Raw genomic sequence first — 12,872 nt, 5'->3', positions numbered from 1 at the left:
AGTCGGCCCGGCCGACTTCCTGCGTCAGATGAAGGGGCCGTCCAGGACCTCGAACGAGCAGCGCTCCGATACGACGTACTGCTTGGACCAGCTGTTGGCAGTGTCGTGGACCGCCCGGGGCGACCACGCGTCCGGTCCCGGATCCAGGTCCAGCACGAAGAGCCCTTCCGCGAAGCCGAGCTTCAGCCCGTCCGTGAGGACCTGCAAGGGGTACGGGCGGGTCTCGGAGAGCCGGTACTCGTCGATGCCCCGCATCGCGATCCGCACCAGCTTCCACCCGTGCAGCCTGCTGTTCGGCGAATTTCCGCCCGGGGTGGTTCGGTCCATCGCCTGGACTTCCACCTCGATCGTTCGGCGGGCGCGATCGCCTCGCGGAAGGACGATGGAAATGCCGGTGACGACACCGTCCTCGAATCCCAAGAATCTTTCGAGGAAGTCGGGAACGGACTCCTCGGAAAGATCTGCATGCATTCCCTGGCTCGTTTCTGGCTCCGGCAGTCCCGTGATGAGTAGGAAGTCGGCCTCGCCGACTTCCTACTCCGCCCGCGCCGCCGCCGCCGCGATCATGCCGTGCATGACGGCCGCCGGTACCGCCGGGTTGGTGGCGGCGTTCCCGGCGGTGGTCGGGTCCTGGAGCAGGGCGACCAGCAGCGCCGGGGGCAGGGCCGGGTGGCGATGGGCGTGGGTGCGGACCTGCGGATCCGGGTCGTGGGCGAGGCGTTCGGCGAGGGCGGCGGTGCACGCCGGGTCGTCGAGGGCGAGCAGCCGCAGGCGCGGGTGGGGGTCGTCGGCGAAGCGCAGCAGGTTGTGGCGGGGGAAGTTGGGATGGTTGCGCGGGCGGCCGGGGAAGGAGAGGGTGCCGTTCCAGCCGTCCGTCCACAGGTCGAGCAGCAGCCAGGACGGGGCGTCGTCGCAGGACTCGGTGAGGAACAGCCGGACGGCGAAGTCCTCGTCACGGGCGAGGACTTCGACCACATCGGCGGGCAGTCGGGGCGCGCGGGCGATGCTGCGGCGGATCCGGAGCCTGGGGGAGCCAGCCAACTGCCGCATGGCGGCCGGGTCGTCGAACAGGGCGGCGATCCACCACAGGGCGACCGTCCGCTCCTGGGGGGCGATGTCCGGGACGGCGTCGGCGAGTTCGGCGATCTCCCCAGGGGTCGTTGGGGGCCGGGCGTCGCCCCCAGGGGCGGGTTCGATGCCTCGTGGCCGGGGCGCCCACGCGCGGCGGGTGGCCGCGTCCGCCGCCAGCTCCGTCAGCAGGGTGTGCTCCGGTTGCCCGGCCCGGGCGGCGAGCAGCCGCTCCCACTGGGCGGCCGAGAGCCGCCCGCTGTCGGCGGCCCGCCCCCACACCCGCCGGTGCGGGCCGGCGATGGCGGCGTCCAGGACGGCGGGCGGCAGGTCGTGGCGGCGGAGCAGGAAGTCGGCCCGGCCGACGTCCAGGAGGGCGATCAGCACATCGTCCGGCGCGGCCGGGTTGAGCTCGATCCCGCCCAGCCACTCCCGCCGGAGCTGCGCCGACGGCACGGGAGGGTGGAGGAGTGCCGCCCACGGGTCCTGCTGATGATCCATTCCCGCAGGGTAGTGCGCACAGGAAGTCGGCGGGTCCGACTTCCCGTGCCAGGGGAGAACGGGAGTCAGGAGCTGCCCGATCCGGCGGCGCGGAGGGCCGCCGCGAGGTCGCTGTACTCGGGCAGGCTCGCCCCGACGACCTTCTCGTAGCGCACGGCGTCGGCGATCCCGAGCCTCTCGCCGGTGGGGAGGGTCCGGTTCGACGTCCACAGGAGCAGCCGCAGTTCCTCGTCCTCGACGGCGAGGATCGGGGCGGAGGACTCCATCGGCACACCGTTCTGCAGTCTCCACTCGGCGACGTCGTTCCAGAAGCCGTTCAGGGTGTCCCAGCAGATCGCGCTCCGGGGGCCGAGCAGCGGGCGGATGTCCTCGGGGGAGCGGAATTCGTCGAGACCGTGGGAGGTGAGGTTCTGGACGTTCTCCAGGACGCGGACGGCTGGCGCGTACCCGTGCTCGTCCACCAGCGCCTCCTCGCCCAGCGCCAGGATCTCCACGGTCGAGGGGTGGTCCCGTCGGGCGGCCCGGTAGGCGACCTGACGGGCGAGGTGCAACTCGTCGTCGGTGTCGGCCGGGGGAGCGGAGGGGCGGCGGCGCCAGGGGAATCGCATGGTCGTTCTTTCGACGGGCATCGGTGGCGATCATGATCTCCCGTGTCCGGGCACCTCGTGCACCGGGACCCGCCCGCGCAGGAAGTCGGCGGGTCCGACTTCCTGCGCAGGGGGTCGGCCCGGGCTCAGTCGAGGACGGCGACGGCCTCGACCTCCACCAGGTGCTCGGGCACGTCCAGGGCCGCCACGCCGAGCAGGGTGGCCGGCGGGGTGGCGGTCGTCCCGATCTTCGCGGTGGCGCGCCGGACGCCCTCCAGGAGCGCGGGCATCTGGTCGGGCGTCCAATTGGCGACGTGGACGGTCAGCTTCGCGACGTCGTCGAAGGTCGCGCCCGCCCCGGTCAGGGCGGTGGCGACATTGAGGTAGCACTGCTCGACCTGGGCCGCGAGGTCGCCCGCGCCGACGGTGGCGCCGTCGGCGTCCCAGGCGACCTGTCCGGCGATGTGGACCGTCCGCGAGCCGGAGGCGACGGCCACTTGGTGGTAGACGTCGACGGCGGGCAGCCCGTCGGGGTTCAGCAGGGTGATGGCCATGGCGGCTTCCGTCTCCTCGTGCTCTCTTGTGGTGACTCGGTCACCGTAGGAGAGTGGTCGCCGACGTGGAAGAACGCACTTCTCGGTGACTGGGGAACCTCAAGGTGAGCAAGCAGGTCAACGGCTCGGCGACGGATCGGGCGGACGCGATGCGCGCGGACTCCCTGGCACGGGAGATCTTCTCCGACATCGCCAACAAGTGGGCGCTGCTGATCGTCGAGGCGATCGGCGACGGTACCCTGCGCTTCACCGAGCTGCGCAAGGAGGTCGACGGCATCAGCCACAAGATGCTGACCCAGAACCTGCGCCTGCTGGAGCGCAACGGCCTGGTGGAGCGCACGGTGTACCCGACGGTGCCGCCGCGCGTCGAGTACACCCTGACCGGGCCGGGCCAGGCCCTGCGGGCCACGGTGGACGCCATGTGCGACTGGACCCACCGCCACCTGGACGCCATCGAGGAGGCCCGCCGGCGCTTCGGTGCCGTCTGAACGGCGTCCTGAACGGTCTCCTCAACGGTGTCCTGACCGGCGTCCCGCTCAGCGGAAGTCCGCCGCGTGGTCCACCGCCCACTCCCGGAACGACCGGGCCGGGGTTCCCGTGATCCGCTCCACCGCGTCGTTGACGGGCTCCGGACGGTCGAGCATGGCAGCCTGGGCCGGGAGCACGGCCGCCACCAGCTCCGCCGGCCAGCCCGCGGCCCTCATCCGCTCGGCGGCCTCGGCCGGTGCGATCTCCTCGAACCGCAGCGGCCGTCCGACCGCCTCGCCGATCAGCGCCACCTGCTGTTCCTGGGTGACCGGTCCGGGGCCGGTGAGCAGGGGGCGGGCGCCGAGCAGGGCGTCCGTGGTCAGTGCCCGCACGGCGACGGCGGCGATGTCGGCCTCGTGGATCAACGGGCGGGCCAACTGCGGCAGCGGCGCCCGGACCGCGCCGCTCGCGCGGAGTTCCTCCGCCCAGCCCAGCGTGTTGCTCGCGAAGCCGGTGGGCCGCAGCGCCGTCCGTTCGAGGCCCGACGCCTCGATCAGCCGCTCCAGTTCGGTGTGGAACGCGGTGATCGGGTCGCCCGGTGCGTCCTTTCCGTCCCCGACCCCGGCGGACGACAGGTAGACCACCCGTCGGGCGTGCTTCCCGATCACGTCGATCACCTCCGCCGCGCCCTCGGCGCCCAGGAAGGGCCACACCAGGAACACCGCGTCGACGCCCTCCAGGGCCGCGCCCAGTGACGCGGGGTCGCCGAGGTCGCCCCGCACCGCCCGCACGCCCTCCGGGAACTCCGCCTCCCCTCGCACCAAGGCCCGCACGGGTACGCCCGCCGCGTGCAGTTGGGCCACCACCGAACCGCCGACCCGTCCGGTCGCGCCGGTCACCAGGATCGTGGGCTGTGTCATCGGAATCTCCTCGTCTCGCCGTTCGATGGCCACGACCCTCGTACATCAACCGAGGTTCAGGTCAAGCGCCGGTTGGGTCGGCCACCGGAGGTCGCGAACCGCGTCACCGGACAGGACAGGACAGGACAGGGGAATCGCATGGCCGCCCTTTCTGTCGGCATCGGCGGCGATCATGATCTCCCCCGCCCGGGCACCCCGTGCACCGGGGTCCGGGCCGCGTTCGGCTCTCTCCAGCGGTGGCTCCCGTCTGGCATGATCAGGTAATCGGGTCGTCATCGAATGCAATGGCGCCCGACGGTGGCGTGCGGGGCCCTGGGGAGGGGATCGCGTGGAGTTCGGGGTTCTGGGGCCGTTGGAGGTGCGGACCGGCGCCGGTGTCCGGGTCCGGTTGGGGGGCGATCGTCAGGAGCGTCTGCTCGCGGCGCTGTTGCTGAACGCGGACAGCAGTGTCCCGGTCAGCCGGTTGGTCGACGCGGTCTGGGACGACCACCCGCCGGCGACCGCCGGGCGCCAGGTCGGCAATCTGGCCGGGATGCTGCGCCGACGGTTCGCCGAGGCCGAACCCGCCGGCCCACCCGTGCTGCTGACCGGCGACCACGGGTACCGGCTCGTGCTCGACGGCCACCGGCTGGACGCCCGGACCTTCGCCGACCGGGTGGCGCGGTCCCGCGCCGCGGCGGCCGCAGGCGAAGCCGTCGCCGCGTTGGCGGACCTGCGCGAGGCGCTGGCACTGTGGCGCGGCCCGGTCCTGGACGGGCTCCCCGGGCAGCTTCCGGCGGCGGCCTGCGTCGCGCTGGAGGAGTTGCGGCTGACCGCCTGGGAGGACTGCCTCGACCTGGAGGCGACCCTGGGCCGGTACCGCGAGACGGTGCCGGAACTGACCGCCCTGGTCGCCGAGCATCCGCTCCGGGAGCGGTTCGCCGGGCAGTTGATGCGTGCGCTGCACCGCTCGGGCCGGACGGCCGACGCGCTGGCGGTCCACCGGCTGTTCGTCGGTCGCCTCGCGGAGGAGCTGGGGCTCGACCCCAGTCCCGAACTGCGGAATCTGCACCTGGAGTTGCTCAAGTCCGAGCCAGAACGGAACGGGCGCGAGGTGGTCGATCGAGGGCCGGGCGGGCCGGCGGGGAGTGCGGCACCGGGCGACAGCGCGTCGGCCGGGAACCCCGCGACCGACGTCGCCCCCGACCGTGCCCCTGCCCCCGGCGCGGTGGTGCCGCGGCCCGCCCAACTGCCCTCCCCGTCCGCCTCGTTCGCCGGGCGCAGTGCGGAACTCGCGGCACTCGACGGGTTCGCCGCCGAGGCTGCCGGTCCCGGACCGGCCGCCCCAGCGGCGGCGACGGTCTTCACCGTCTCCGGCACCGCCGGGGTCGGCAAGAGCACCCTGATCGTTCAGTGGGCGCACCGGGTGCGCGGCCGCTTCCCGGACGGCCAGCTCTACGCGGACCTGCACGGCTTCTCGGCCGGTCCGCCGCTGTCCGCGCACGCGGTGCTGGCCCGGTTCCTGCGCGCCCTCGGTGTGCCCGGTCCGCAGGTACCCAGCGCGCCCGACGAGGCCGCCGCGCTGTACCGGTCCATGCTGGCCGACCGGCGCGTCCTGGTCGTCCTCGACAACGCGCACAGCGCCGAACAGGTCCGCCCGCTGCTCCCGGGCGGGCCGCGGTGCCTGACCGCGGTCACCAGCCGGACCAGCCTCGCCGGGCTCGCCGCCCGCGACGGCGCCCGCTCACTGGCCCTCGACCTCATGCCGGCCGCCGACGCCGTCGCCCTGCTGGACCGCGTCATCGGCGACGACCGGGCGCGCACCGAACCCGCCGCCGCCACCGAACTCGCCACCGTTTGCGGGCGGTTGCCCCTCGCTCTCGCCATCGCCGCCAGTCGCCTCGCCGTACGCCCCGGACTCACGGTCGCCGACCAGGTCGCCGAACTGCGCGACGCCGAGGACCGGCTCGGCGCGCTGGAGATCGAGGGGGACGCCGCCTCGACCGTCCGCGCCGCGTTCGATCTCTCCTACCGCGCCCTGCCCGCCCGCGCCCAGGACCTCTTCCGGCTGTTCGCCCTCGGCCCCGCCCCCGACCTCTGCACGGCCGCCGCCGCCGCGCTCTGCGGCGAACGCACCGCGGCTGTCCGCCCGGTCCTGGGGAAGCTGGCCACCGCCCACCTGCTCACCTACGAGGGCCGCGACCGGTACCGCATGCACGACCTGCTGCGCCTGTACGCCGCCGAACGCGCCGCCTCCGAGACCGGGACGGCCGAACGCATCGCCGCCCGCGAACGCCTCTGCAGCTGGTACCTGAACCACGCCGACGCGGCTGTCCGCCTGCTGACCCCGCACCGGCAGCGGACGGGATTCCCCCGTCCCGGCCCCTGGTACGAGCCGCCGGGGTTCGCCACGTCGGCTGAGGCCCGCAGCTGGTGCGAGAGCGAGCACACGCACCTGATGGGCCTCGTGCGGGAGGCCGCCGAGCACGGCCTCGACGACTTCGCCTGGCGGCTGCCCCTGGCGCTGTGGGGCTACTTCTTCGTGAGCCCGCACCTGGACGACCGGGAGGAGGCGGCCCGGCTGGCGGTGGCCGCCGCCCGGCGGTCCGGCGACCGCTACGGCGAGGGCCACGCGCGCAACGACCTGGCCACGGTGCTCGGTGCGGTCGGCCGGCACGACGACGGCCTGGCCGAACTCCTCCGGGCCCGGGCTCTGCTGGCCTCGGCCGGCGACCCGGTCGGGGAGGCCGTGGTGATCGGCAACCTGGGCGAGCACAGCCTCAACACCGACGAGCCCGGGCGGGCCCGGGAGTACTTCCGGCAGTCCCTCGCGCTGCTGCTGGCGCAGCCCGAGGACGGTTGGGACCACTGGGTGATCGGCGTCTGCGAGACCAACCTCGGCGTGGCCGCTGCTCTCGCCGGTGACACCGGGGAGGCCGACGAGTTCCTGTACCGGGCGCTCGACCGCCACCGTTTCGCGGGGGACCCGGTCCTGGAGAGCTTCACCCTCTTCTACCTGGGTGACCACCACCGCCGGCTGGGCCAACCGGAACGGGCCGCCGCCTGCCTCCGCCGGGCGCTGGCAGTGATCGACAGCACCACCGAGAACCCGCTGCTGCGTGCCGACGTGTCGGCGGCCCTGGAGGCCCTGACGGATCCCGACGAACGCACGGCGGAAGTTCTCCCAGGAGCCTGACCATCACCTCCGATGGTGATCCGATGGCCGGGCCGTGCCGAACCGGAGCAGCCGATTGGGAAGGTCGATCCGCACCGGCCCCACGAGGGACCGGTCGCCTTCGCATCGCGCCTCGCAGCACGTGCCCGCAGCCCCTGGAGGAACGCCCATGAGCCTCAGCAAGCACCTCGCCAAGCACCTCGCCAAGCGCCTCGCCGCCACCGCGGCGGCCGTTACCGTGGCCGCCCTGGTTCCACTGACCGCGACCCCGGCGAGTGCCACGACCCTGCCCACGCCTCCGAGTCCGACCTGCAACCCCAACGTCGAGAAGTTCTGGGACGACGTCGTCTCCGCCCAGGTTGACCCGGTCGTCACGGAGTTCATCGGCTTCACCGTCGCGCCCGGCACCACCGGTACCTACGAGAAGACCCTCGCGCGGGTCGATTCGGTCAGCACCACGATCAACTCCAGCCGCGAGTTCACCGCCGATCTCAGCGGACTTTTCGTCAAGGTCGGCTTCAAGACCAGCCTCTCGGTGCTCACCACCAAGGCGACCACCGAGACCGAAGAGGTCAAAGTCACCCAGAACTTCAACCAGTCCGGGCGCTACGGGCTCTACAGGGGCACCCGGAAGGTGGCGGGCCAGTTCGTCCGCTACACCTGCGCACGCAGCGGCCCGACCACGGGCCTCTGGATCAACACCAATCCCAATGGCACGGGCACCTACACGACCTTCGCGGACATCGAGATCGGCACGGTCGTCTGCACCCACCCCGAGCCGGCCGGATCGCTGAGCGCCCTCGCCCGGCAGCGGATCGGCAACTGCTGACCGCTTGCGGCCCGTTCACCGTCGGCCCGTCCGTCCGGTCCGAAATCCTCCGCTCCTTCACCTCTCCACTTCTCCGCGAAAGCGAGCCTGTCATGGGTACTCAGCACCGCCCCGGTTCCGGAGCACGCCGCCTCGCCGCCGTCCTCGGCACCGCGGCCGCCCTGGTCATGTCAGTGATCGTCGCGGCCCCGGCCGCCCAGGCCGCCGACCCGGTCGGCTTCACCTGCGACCCGGGTGCTTACCAGATCGAGGCCCTCAACAGCGGCCTGACCGTGGAGGTCTCCCTTGCCTCCGGCAACCACGGGTCGGTCGCCCAGTTCGGGTGGAACGGGGGCGGCAACCAGGTGTGGCGGTCCTGCCACATGTCCGTCCCCGGTGGCCTGGAGGTCTACAGGTTCATTAACCACGGCAGCGGCCTGTGCATGTCCGTCGACCGTCGGGGCCTCGAGGCCGGCACCTGGGTGATCACCGAACGCTGCGACGCGACCCTCAATACCGGCAACAACGCCCAGGAATTCTGGATGTTGCAGGTCGACGGCACCCGGGCATTCGCCCTCTCTCCGCAGCACACCCAGAACGGCACCCGCATGTGGCTCTCCGCCCAGGACCACTCCACCGCGGCGACGGCCCAGATCATCCAGCACAGGGAGCCCGAGCTCTTCCGCCTGAACCCGATCCCCTGAGCCTCGCACCACGGGTCACGCCCGTACGGACGCCCGGCCGGGTTCCCCCCGGCCGGGCGTTCCGCGTCGGCGGCCGCCGGGCCGCTCGGGCGCCACGCCTCCTACTGCCGTCGTCCCACCCGCCGGCGGGCGAGGTGGCGGAGGACCGGGGTGAGGTAGTCGGCGTGCGGGCCGGGGAGGCCCGGGAGGTCGGCGGGGGAGCGGACGAAGGCCAGCTCGACCAGTTCCCGTGCCGGCGGCGCGAGGGCGGTGAAGCGCTCGCGCAGGGCTGCTTCGGGGAGGGGCGGCGCGAGGAACAGCACGCCGACGCTGCCGTACTGGCCCCGGGTGACGACCCGGAGTTCCAACTCGGCGGGGGCGGCGGTGACTCCGGTCTCCTCGGCCAGCTCGCGCACGGCGTTGCGGCGCAGCGCGGCGAGGTCGAGGCGCTCGCCGTCGGGCGGGGGTTCGACGGAGCCGCCGGGGAACTGCCAGCGTCCGGGCGCGGCCGTGGTGGGGGACATCCGGCCGACGAGCAGACGCCCGTCGTCGGTGGTCTGGAGGACGCTGACGGAGAGGGAGGCGGTGGGGGCGGTGGCGGAGGGGACGCGGCGCAGGGCGTAGTGGCGGTAGGTCACCCGGGACCAGGAGACATGGAGCTCGCCGGGTCTTGGCCACGAGGTGTCGGCGCAGGCCACCGCGGGCCCGTCGAAGAGGGTGGGATTGGCCAGGACCATGGTCGCCCAGATCTGGTCCCGGGCGTGCCGCTCCTCGGCGGTGAGGCGAGGAGCGGCGACCTCGGCGAGCCGGATCCGGCGCACGCCGAGGACCTCGGCGAGCGGCGGTGGTGGGGGAGTTGGGGCGGCTGCTTCGCGCATCCGCCCATCGAAGCAGTCGGAGGGGGTGCGGGTCAGCCCGACGCGGCGAGGGAGGGGGATCCGTGGGCGCGCTCGGCGGTGTTCACCGGCCGGAGCGGCCCGCGTTCAGGGAGGATCGGAGCCCGGCCCGCGAGGCGGCGTGCAGGATCAGCGCGACGACCAGGAAGGGGAGGGAGAGGACGAAGACGCCGTAGTGGTGGCCGCGCGGTAGGCGGCGTCGTAACCGCCGAGGTCGGCTTCGGTGTTCTTGACGAGGGAGACCAGGCCGAACAGGGCGAAGAAGGCGGCGAGGGCGTAGAGCGTGATCGTGCCGCCGTTGAGCCCGGGACGGGTCGGCTCGTCGAGGGGGGACCGGGTGGTCGCCGGCATGGCGGCGTGCGGGGCGGCAACGGAGCGGTCGGGGGAGGAGGACCGGGGAAGGGTGGTGCTCATCGAGCGGTCGGCTCCGGGTGCGTGGCGACTGTGTGCGCGGGGTGTGCGAACGTTTGGACGCCGTATGTAGAGCACAGGGAGCCGACCGCGCGGCGCACGGGGTGTCAGAGGATGTCGAACTCGTCGTGCTTGACGGCGGTGACGAAGGCGCGCCAGGCGTCGGCGGGGAAGAGGAGCGCGGGGCCGGCGGGGTTCTTGGAGTCACGGACGGGGACGAGACCGGGGGAGTCGTCGGCGATCTCGATGCAGCCGCCGCCACCGTTGCTGTAGGTGCTCTTCCGCCACGACATGGTCCAGGAGTTCCCTTCTGTAGGCCTGAGATCCACGGTAGGGGAACGAAAACCCGGGGGACAGAGGGCGTACCGGCGGGGTAGGACTGCCTGGTGGAGTTGAGGACGACGGTCCACCGGGTGCGGCACGGTGGCGAGGAGTACCGGGTGGTGAAGGCCGTCCCGAGGTCGGGACGGGCGGTGCTGTTCCGGAAGGAATGGTCGCTGGACATGTTCGTGGACCTGGAGGGGGCCAGGAACGTGGCGGCGGCGTGGGGGTTGGCGGCGCGGTCGCGGCAGTCGCTGGTGTATCTGCCGTTGCGGGCCGAGCGGGAGGGACCGGGTCGGCTGCCGGGGTGGTTCCATTCGCCGGTGGTTGATCTCGTGCTGGTGCAGGGCGGATTGGGGTTTCCGGTATCGCGGTGGAAGGCGGTGCGGGGGAGGCTGGGGGTGGGGCAGCCGCAGGTGATGGAGGTTCCGGAGACGGACTTCTCGGGGGAGAAGGAGCCGGAGGAGTGGCGGCGGGACGAGTTGAGGTTCGGGTTCGCTGCCGAGACGTTGTTCCTGACCGGGAGCGCGGAGGCGTTCCGGTGGACGGGGGCACGAGTGCATTCGCTGGTGCGGGAGGGTCCGGCTCGTGCGCTGGCGGGGACTCCGTGGTCGCCGTACGACAGCGTGATGTTGCACCACGCGGGGGATCTGACGGCGAAGGGTCCGGTCAAGGGGCCGGGGGTGCTGAACATCGAGTACGCGCACGGGTGGAGAGCGGGATGAGCCCCGACCGGTGGTTCAGCGGTCGGGGCTCAGAGGTGGTGCTGGGGTTCAGACGGTGCCGAACTCGCCGCCCTGGACAGCGGTGACGAAGGCGCGCCAGGCGTCGGCGGGAAAGAGCAGGGAGGGCCCTTGCGGGTCCTTGGAGTCTCGAACCGGCATGACGCCTGCGTGGCCGTCGGAGACTTCGACGCACCCGCCCTGACCGTTGCTGTAGGTGCTCTTGCGCCAGTGGGCACCGCTGAGGTCAACGGACATGATCCTCGAAGTCCTTCCGTACTTTGCGGATGTAGGTCAGCGACGCTCCTCGCGAGAGCGATTCGACCTGCAGCCGATCGTAGTTGCTCACCCATCCCGCCACTGTCTCGGCATCGCGTTCAAGATACCCACGCTGAAGGGTCTCGGTGTAGCCCATCATGCGACGGTCGGGAAGTGTGAGCAGAACGAGCGGATAGTTCAGCGGCCTGTCCTCGCCGAGTTCCAACGGGGCGATCTGGAGTACGTTCGTGGGTTTTTCGGCCAACGTCTCCAGATGTGAGAGCTGCTCGATCATCACAGCAGGGCCACCGATCGGCCTGAGCAGGCAGGTGGCATCGAGCACGGCCTGAAGGCTCGGCGGACGGCTTGCGGACAGTCTGCTCTGCCTGGTTCGGAGGAAGGCCAGACGTTCGGCCGCCCGTTCCGTGGTCGAGACGCCTTGGCGCACTGCGGCCATCTCGTAGGCCGTGGCATAGGACTGAACCTGGAGCAGTCCAGGAACGACAGCGATCTCGAACAGCCGTATGGCGGTAGCTCGGGCCTCCTGTTCGGCGAACTCCGGGAAACCCTCGATGAGCAGGCTGTGCTTGAGCTGATCAAGCATCAGCTCAAGCGTTCCGCCGGTGTCGAGTGCCCGATCGGCCTCCTGGGCGAGCCTGAGACTTGGAGGTTCCACTCCCCGTTCAATTCGCGAGATGTAGGACGCGGAGAAGTTGATGATTCGACCAAGTTCGGTCTGGGTGAGCCCTCGCGCGTTGCGTGACCTGCGAAGTTGAACGCCGAGTGCCGCACTTGGAGATGACGAGGGGTCAAGTTCGCGCTGGTTCATGGTGGCCTCGATTGAACGCAAATCAATTCGCCAGTTCTGCGGCTTTCGATCGTAGCCCCGACCCCCCAGTATGGATACGGGTCGTAGTGATCCCAATGCACAGCGCAACCAGTGGAGCCCTCATGTCCGTCTACACCCCTGCCGTCGGCGAGGTCGTCCGTGACCTCGCGCACCTCGACACCTCCGGCAAGCCCCTCGAAGCGGTCTACATGGACACCCTCGCCGGGCTCGTCTACCTCCGCCACGAGGCCGGCGGCTGCGAGTGGACCACCAAGCCCAACCGCATCCAGGCCCTTCCCGACCCCCGCTTCCTCAGCGTCCAGCACCCCAGCCGGCCCCGCATCTCCGACGTGGCGTGAACCGCCCCCTGCGACTCGTCGTCGCCGCCCTCGTCGTCCCCACCCTCAGCGCCGTCGCCGCCGCCCTCGTCTGCCGGCCCATCCACGACGGACCCCTCGGACCCCAACTCCTCATCTTCGGCCTCGTCCTCGCCACCGGCATCAGCGCCGGACTCCCCGCCTGTCTCACCTGGCTCACCCCCAAGAACACCGACGACTGAACCCCAGGAGTCACCGTGCTGCACCACCTCCCCACCCTCCACACGACGCCGCCCCGCCGACGGCACCACCACCACGCCCTGATCCTCAACCGCGACGGCGCCCTCCTCGTCATCGGCACCACCCACACCACCG

General features: G+C 71.8%; 17 protein-coding genes. 7 read left to right on the top strand and 10 right to left on the bottom strand.

Translation table 11 applies throughout. The features are described 5' to 3' along the window. Nucleotides 1-24: 24 nt before the first annotated feature. The 4 genes from IF01_RS0120335 to IF01_RS0120320 all read right to left on the bottom strand — a co-directional run bounded on the left by IF01_RS0120335 (nucleotide 25) and on the right by IF01_RS0120320 (nucleotide 2,710). Nucleotides 25-327, bottom strand: a complete 303-nt coding sequence (locus IF01_RS0120335) for a hypothetical protein (RefSeq protein ID WP_157855299.1) — start codon at nucleotides 325-327, stop codon at nucleotides 25-27. A 207-nt stretch (nucleotides 328-534) separates the two neighbouring features. Beyond that, nucleotides 535-1,569, bottom strand: a complete 1,035-nt coding sequence (locus tag IF01_RS42060; RefSeq protein ID WP_157855298.1) for a hypothetical protein — start codon at nucleotides 1,567-1,569, stop codon at nucleotides 535-537. A 65-nt stretch (nucleotides 1,570-1,634) separates the two neighbouring features. After that, nucleotides 1,635-2,177: a hypothetical protein gene (locus IF01_RS0120325; RefSeq protein ID WP_030394883.1), complete on the bottom strand. Its 543-nt coding sequence runs from the start codon at nucleotides 2,175-2,177 to the stop codon at nucleotides 1,635-1,637. A 125-nt stretch (nucleotides 2,178-2,302) separates the two neighbouring features. Next, complete coding sequence (locus IF01_RS0120320) at nucleotides 2,303-2,710, bottom strand: RidA family protein (RefSeq protein WP_030394882.1); 408 nt, start codon at nucleotides 2,708-2,710, stop codon at nucleotides 2,303-2,305. Nucleotides 2,711-2,859: 149 nt separating this feature from the next. Between IF01_RS0120320 and IF01_RS0120315 the strand changes: the two genes are divergently transcribed. After that, nucleotides 2,860-3,198 carry a winged helix-turn-helix transcriptional regulator gene (locus IF01_RS0120315; RefSeq protein ID WP_051755809.1) on the top strand — a complete coding sequence of 113 codons (339 nt, stop codon included), beginning with the start codon at nucleotides 2,860-2,862 and terminating at the stop codon, nucleotides 3,196-3,198. A gap of 48 nt (nucleotides 3,199-3,246) precedes the next feature. Here the strand turns inward: IF01_RS0120315 and IF01_RS0120310 are convergent, their stop codons facing one another. After that, complete coding sequence (locus IF01_RS0120310; RefSeq protein ID WP_030394880.1) at nucleotides 3,247-4,098, bottom strand: SDR family oxidoreductase; 852 nt, start codon at nucleotides 4,096-4,098, stop codon at nucleotides 3,247-3,249. Between the two features lie 328 nt (nucleotides 4,099-4,426). Here IF01_RS0120310 and IF01_RS0120300 point away from each other — a divergent pair, with 328 nt between their 5' ends. The 3 genes from IF01_RS0120300 (at nucleotide 4,427) to IF01_RS0120290 (ending at nucleotide 8,764) form a co-directional block, all read left to right on the top strand. Next, nucleotides 4,427-7,273 carry an AfsR/SARP family transcriptional regulator gene (locus IF01_RS0120300; RefSeq protein WP_051755760.1) on the top strand — a complete coding sequence of 949 codons (2,847 nt, stop codon included), beginning with the start codon at nucleotides 4,427-4,429 and terminating at the stop codon, nucleotides 7,271-7,273. 148 nt (nucleotides 7,274-7,421) lie between these two features. Continuing rightward, nucleotides 7,422-8,081 (top strand): hypothetical protein, encoded by a 660-nt coding sequence (locus tag IF01_RS0120295; RefSeq protein WP_030394878.1) that lies wholly within the window; start codon nucleotides 7,422-7,424, stop codon nucleotides 8,079-8,081. A 92-nt stretch (nucleotides 8,082-8,173) separates the two neighbouring features. After that, on the top strand, nucleotides 8,174-8,764 hold the full coding sequence (locus IF01_RS0120290) for an RICIN domain-containing protein (RefSeq protein WP_030394877.1): 591 nt from the start codon (nucleotides 8,174-8,176) through the stop codon (nucleotides 8,762-8,764). 101 nt (nucleotides 8,765-8,865) lie between these two features. Here the strand turns inward: IF01_RS0120290 and IF01_RS0120285 are convergent, their stop codons facing one another. The 3 genes from IF01_RS0120285 to IF01_RS0120275 all read right to left on the bottom strand — a co-directional run bounded on the left by IF01_RS0120285 (nucleotide 8,866) and on the right by IF01_RS0120275 (nucleotide 10,343). Continuing rightward, entirely contained in the window at nucleotides 8,866-9,621 is a 756-nt protein-coding gene (locus IF01_RS0120285) for an NUDIX hydrolase (RefSeq protein WP_051755758.1), read from the bottom strand. Nucleotides 9,622-9,768: 147 nt separating this feature from the next. Beyond that, complete coding sequence (locus IF01_RS0120280; RefSeq protein WP_030394875.1) at nucleotides 9,769-10,053, bottom strand: hypothetical protein; 285 nt, start codon at nucleotides 10,051-10,053, stop codon at nucleotides 9,769-9,771. Nucleotides 10,054-10,157: 104 nt separating this feature from the next. Continuing rightward, nucleotides 10,158-10,343, bottom strand: a complete 186-nt coding sequence (locus IF01_RS0120275) for a DUF397 domain-containing protein (RefSeq protein ID WP_030394874.1) — start codon at nucleotides 10,341-10,343, stop codon at nucleotides 10,158-10,160. A 93-nt stretch (nucleotides 10,344-10,436) separates the two neighbouring features. Between IF01_RS0120275 and IF01_RS51070 the strand changes: the two genes are divergently transcribed. After that, nucleotides 10,437-11,096, top strand: a complete 660-nt coding sequence (locus IF01_RS51070; RefSeq protein ID WP_051755757.1) for a hypothetical protein — start codon at nucleotides 10,437-10,439, stop codon at nucleotides 11,094-11,096. 48 nt (nucleotides 11,097-11,144) lie between these two features. Here IF01_RS51070 and IF01_RS0120265 read toward each other — a convergent pair whose 3' ends face one another. After that, a complete protein-coding gene (locus IF01_RS0120265) occupies nucleotides 11,145-11,351 on the bottom strand; it encodes a DUF397 domain-containing protein (protein ID WP_030394872.1) in 207 nt (68 codons plus the stop codon). Then, nucleotides 11,341-12,180 (bottom strand): helix-turn-helix domain-containing protein, encoded by an 840-nt coding sequence (locus IF01_RS0120260; RefSeq protein WP_030394871.1) that lies wholly within the window; start codon nucleotides 12,178-12,180, stop codon nucleotides 11,341-11,343. Before IF01_RS0120260 ends, IF01_RS0120265 begins: the two co-directional genes overlap by 11 nt. A gap of 122 nt (nucleotides 12,181-12,302) precedes the next feature. Between IF01_RS0120260 and IF01_RS0120255 the strand changes: the two genes are divergently transcribed. Both IF01_RS0120255 and IF01_RS0120250 read left to right on the top strand, forming a co-directional pair. After that, on the top strand, nucleotides 12,303-12,539 hold the full coding sequence (locus IF01_RS0120255; protein ID WP_030394870.1) for a hypothetical protein: 237 nt from the start codon (nucleotides 12,303-12,305) through the stop codon (nucleotides 12,537-12,539). Further along, nucleotides 12,536-12,739, top strand: coding sequence for a hypothetical protein (locus IF01_RS0120250; protein ID WP_030394869.1), 204 nt, complete (start codon nucleotides 12,536-12,538; stop codon nucleotides 12,737-12,739). Before IF01_RS0120255 ends, IF01_RS0120250 begins: the two co-directional genes overlap by 4 nt. Nucleotides 12,740-12,872: the final 133 nt, after the last annotated feature.

The sequence above is a fragment of the Kitasatospora purpeofusca genome (genome assembly GCF_000718025.1).
Classification (GTDB): Bacteria; Actinomycetota; Actinomycetes; order Streptomycetales; family Streptomycetaceae; genus Kitasatospora; species Kitasatospora purpeofusca.
The sequence above is the reverse complement of the archived record's forward strand: the minus strand, read 5'-3'. Positions and strand labels throughout refer to the sequence as shown.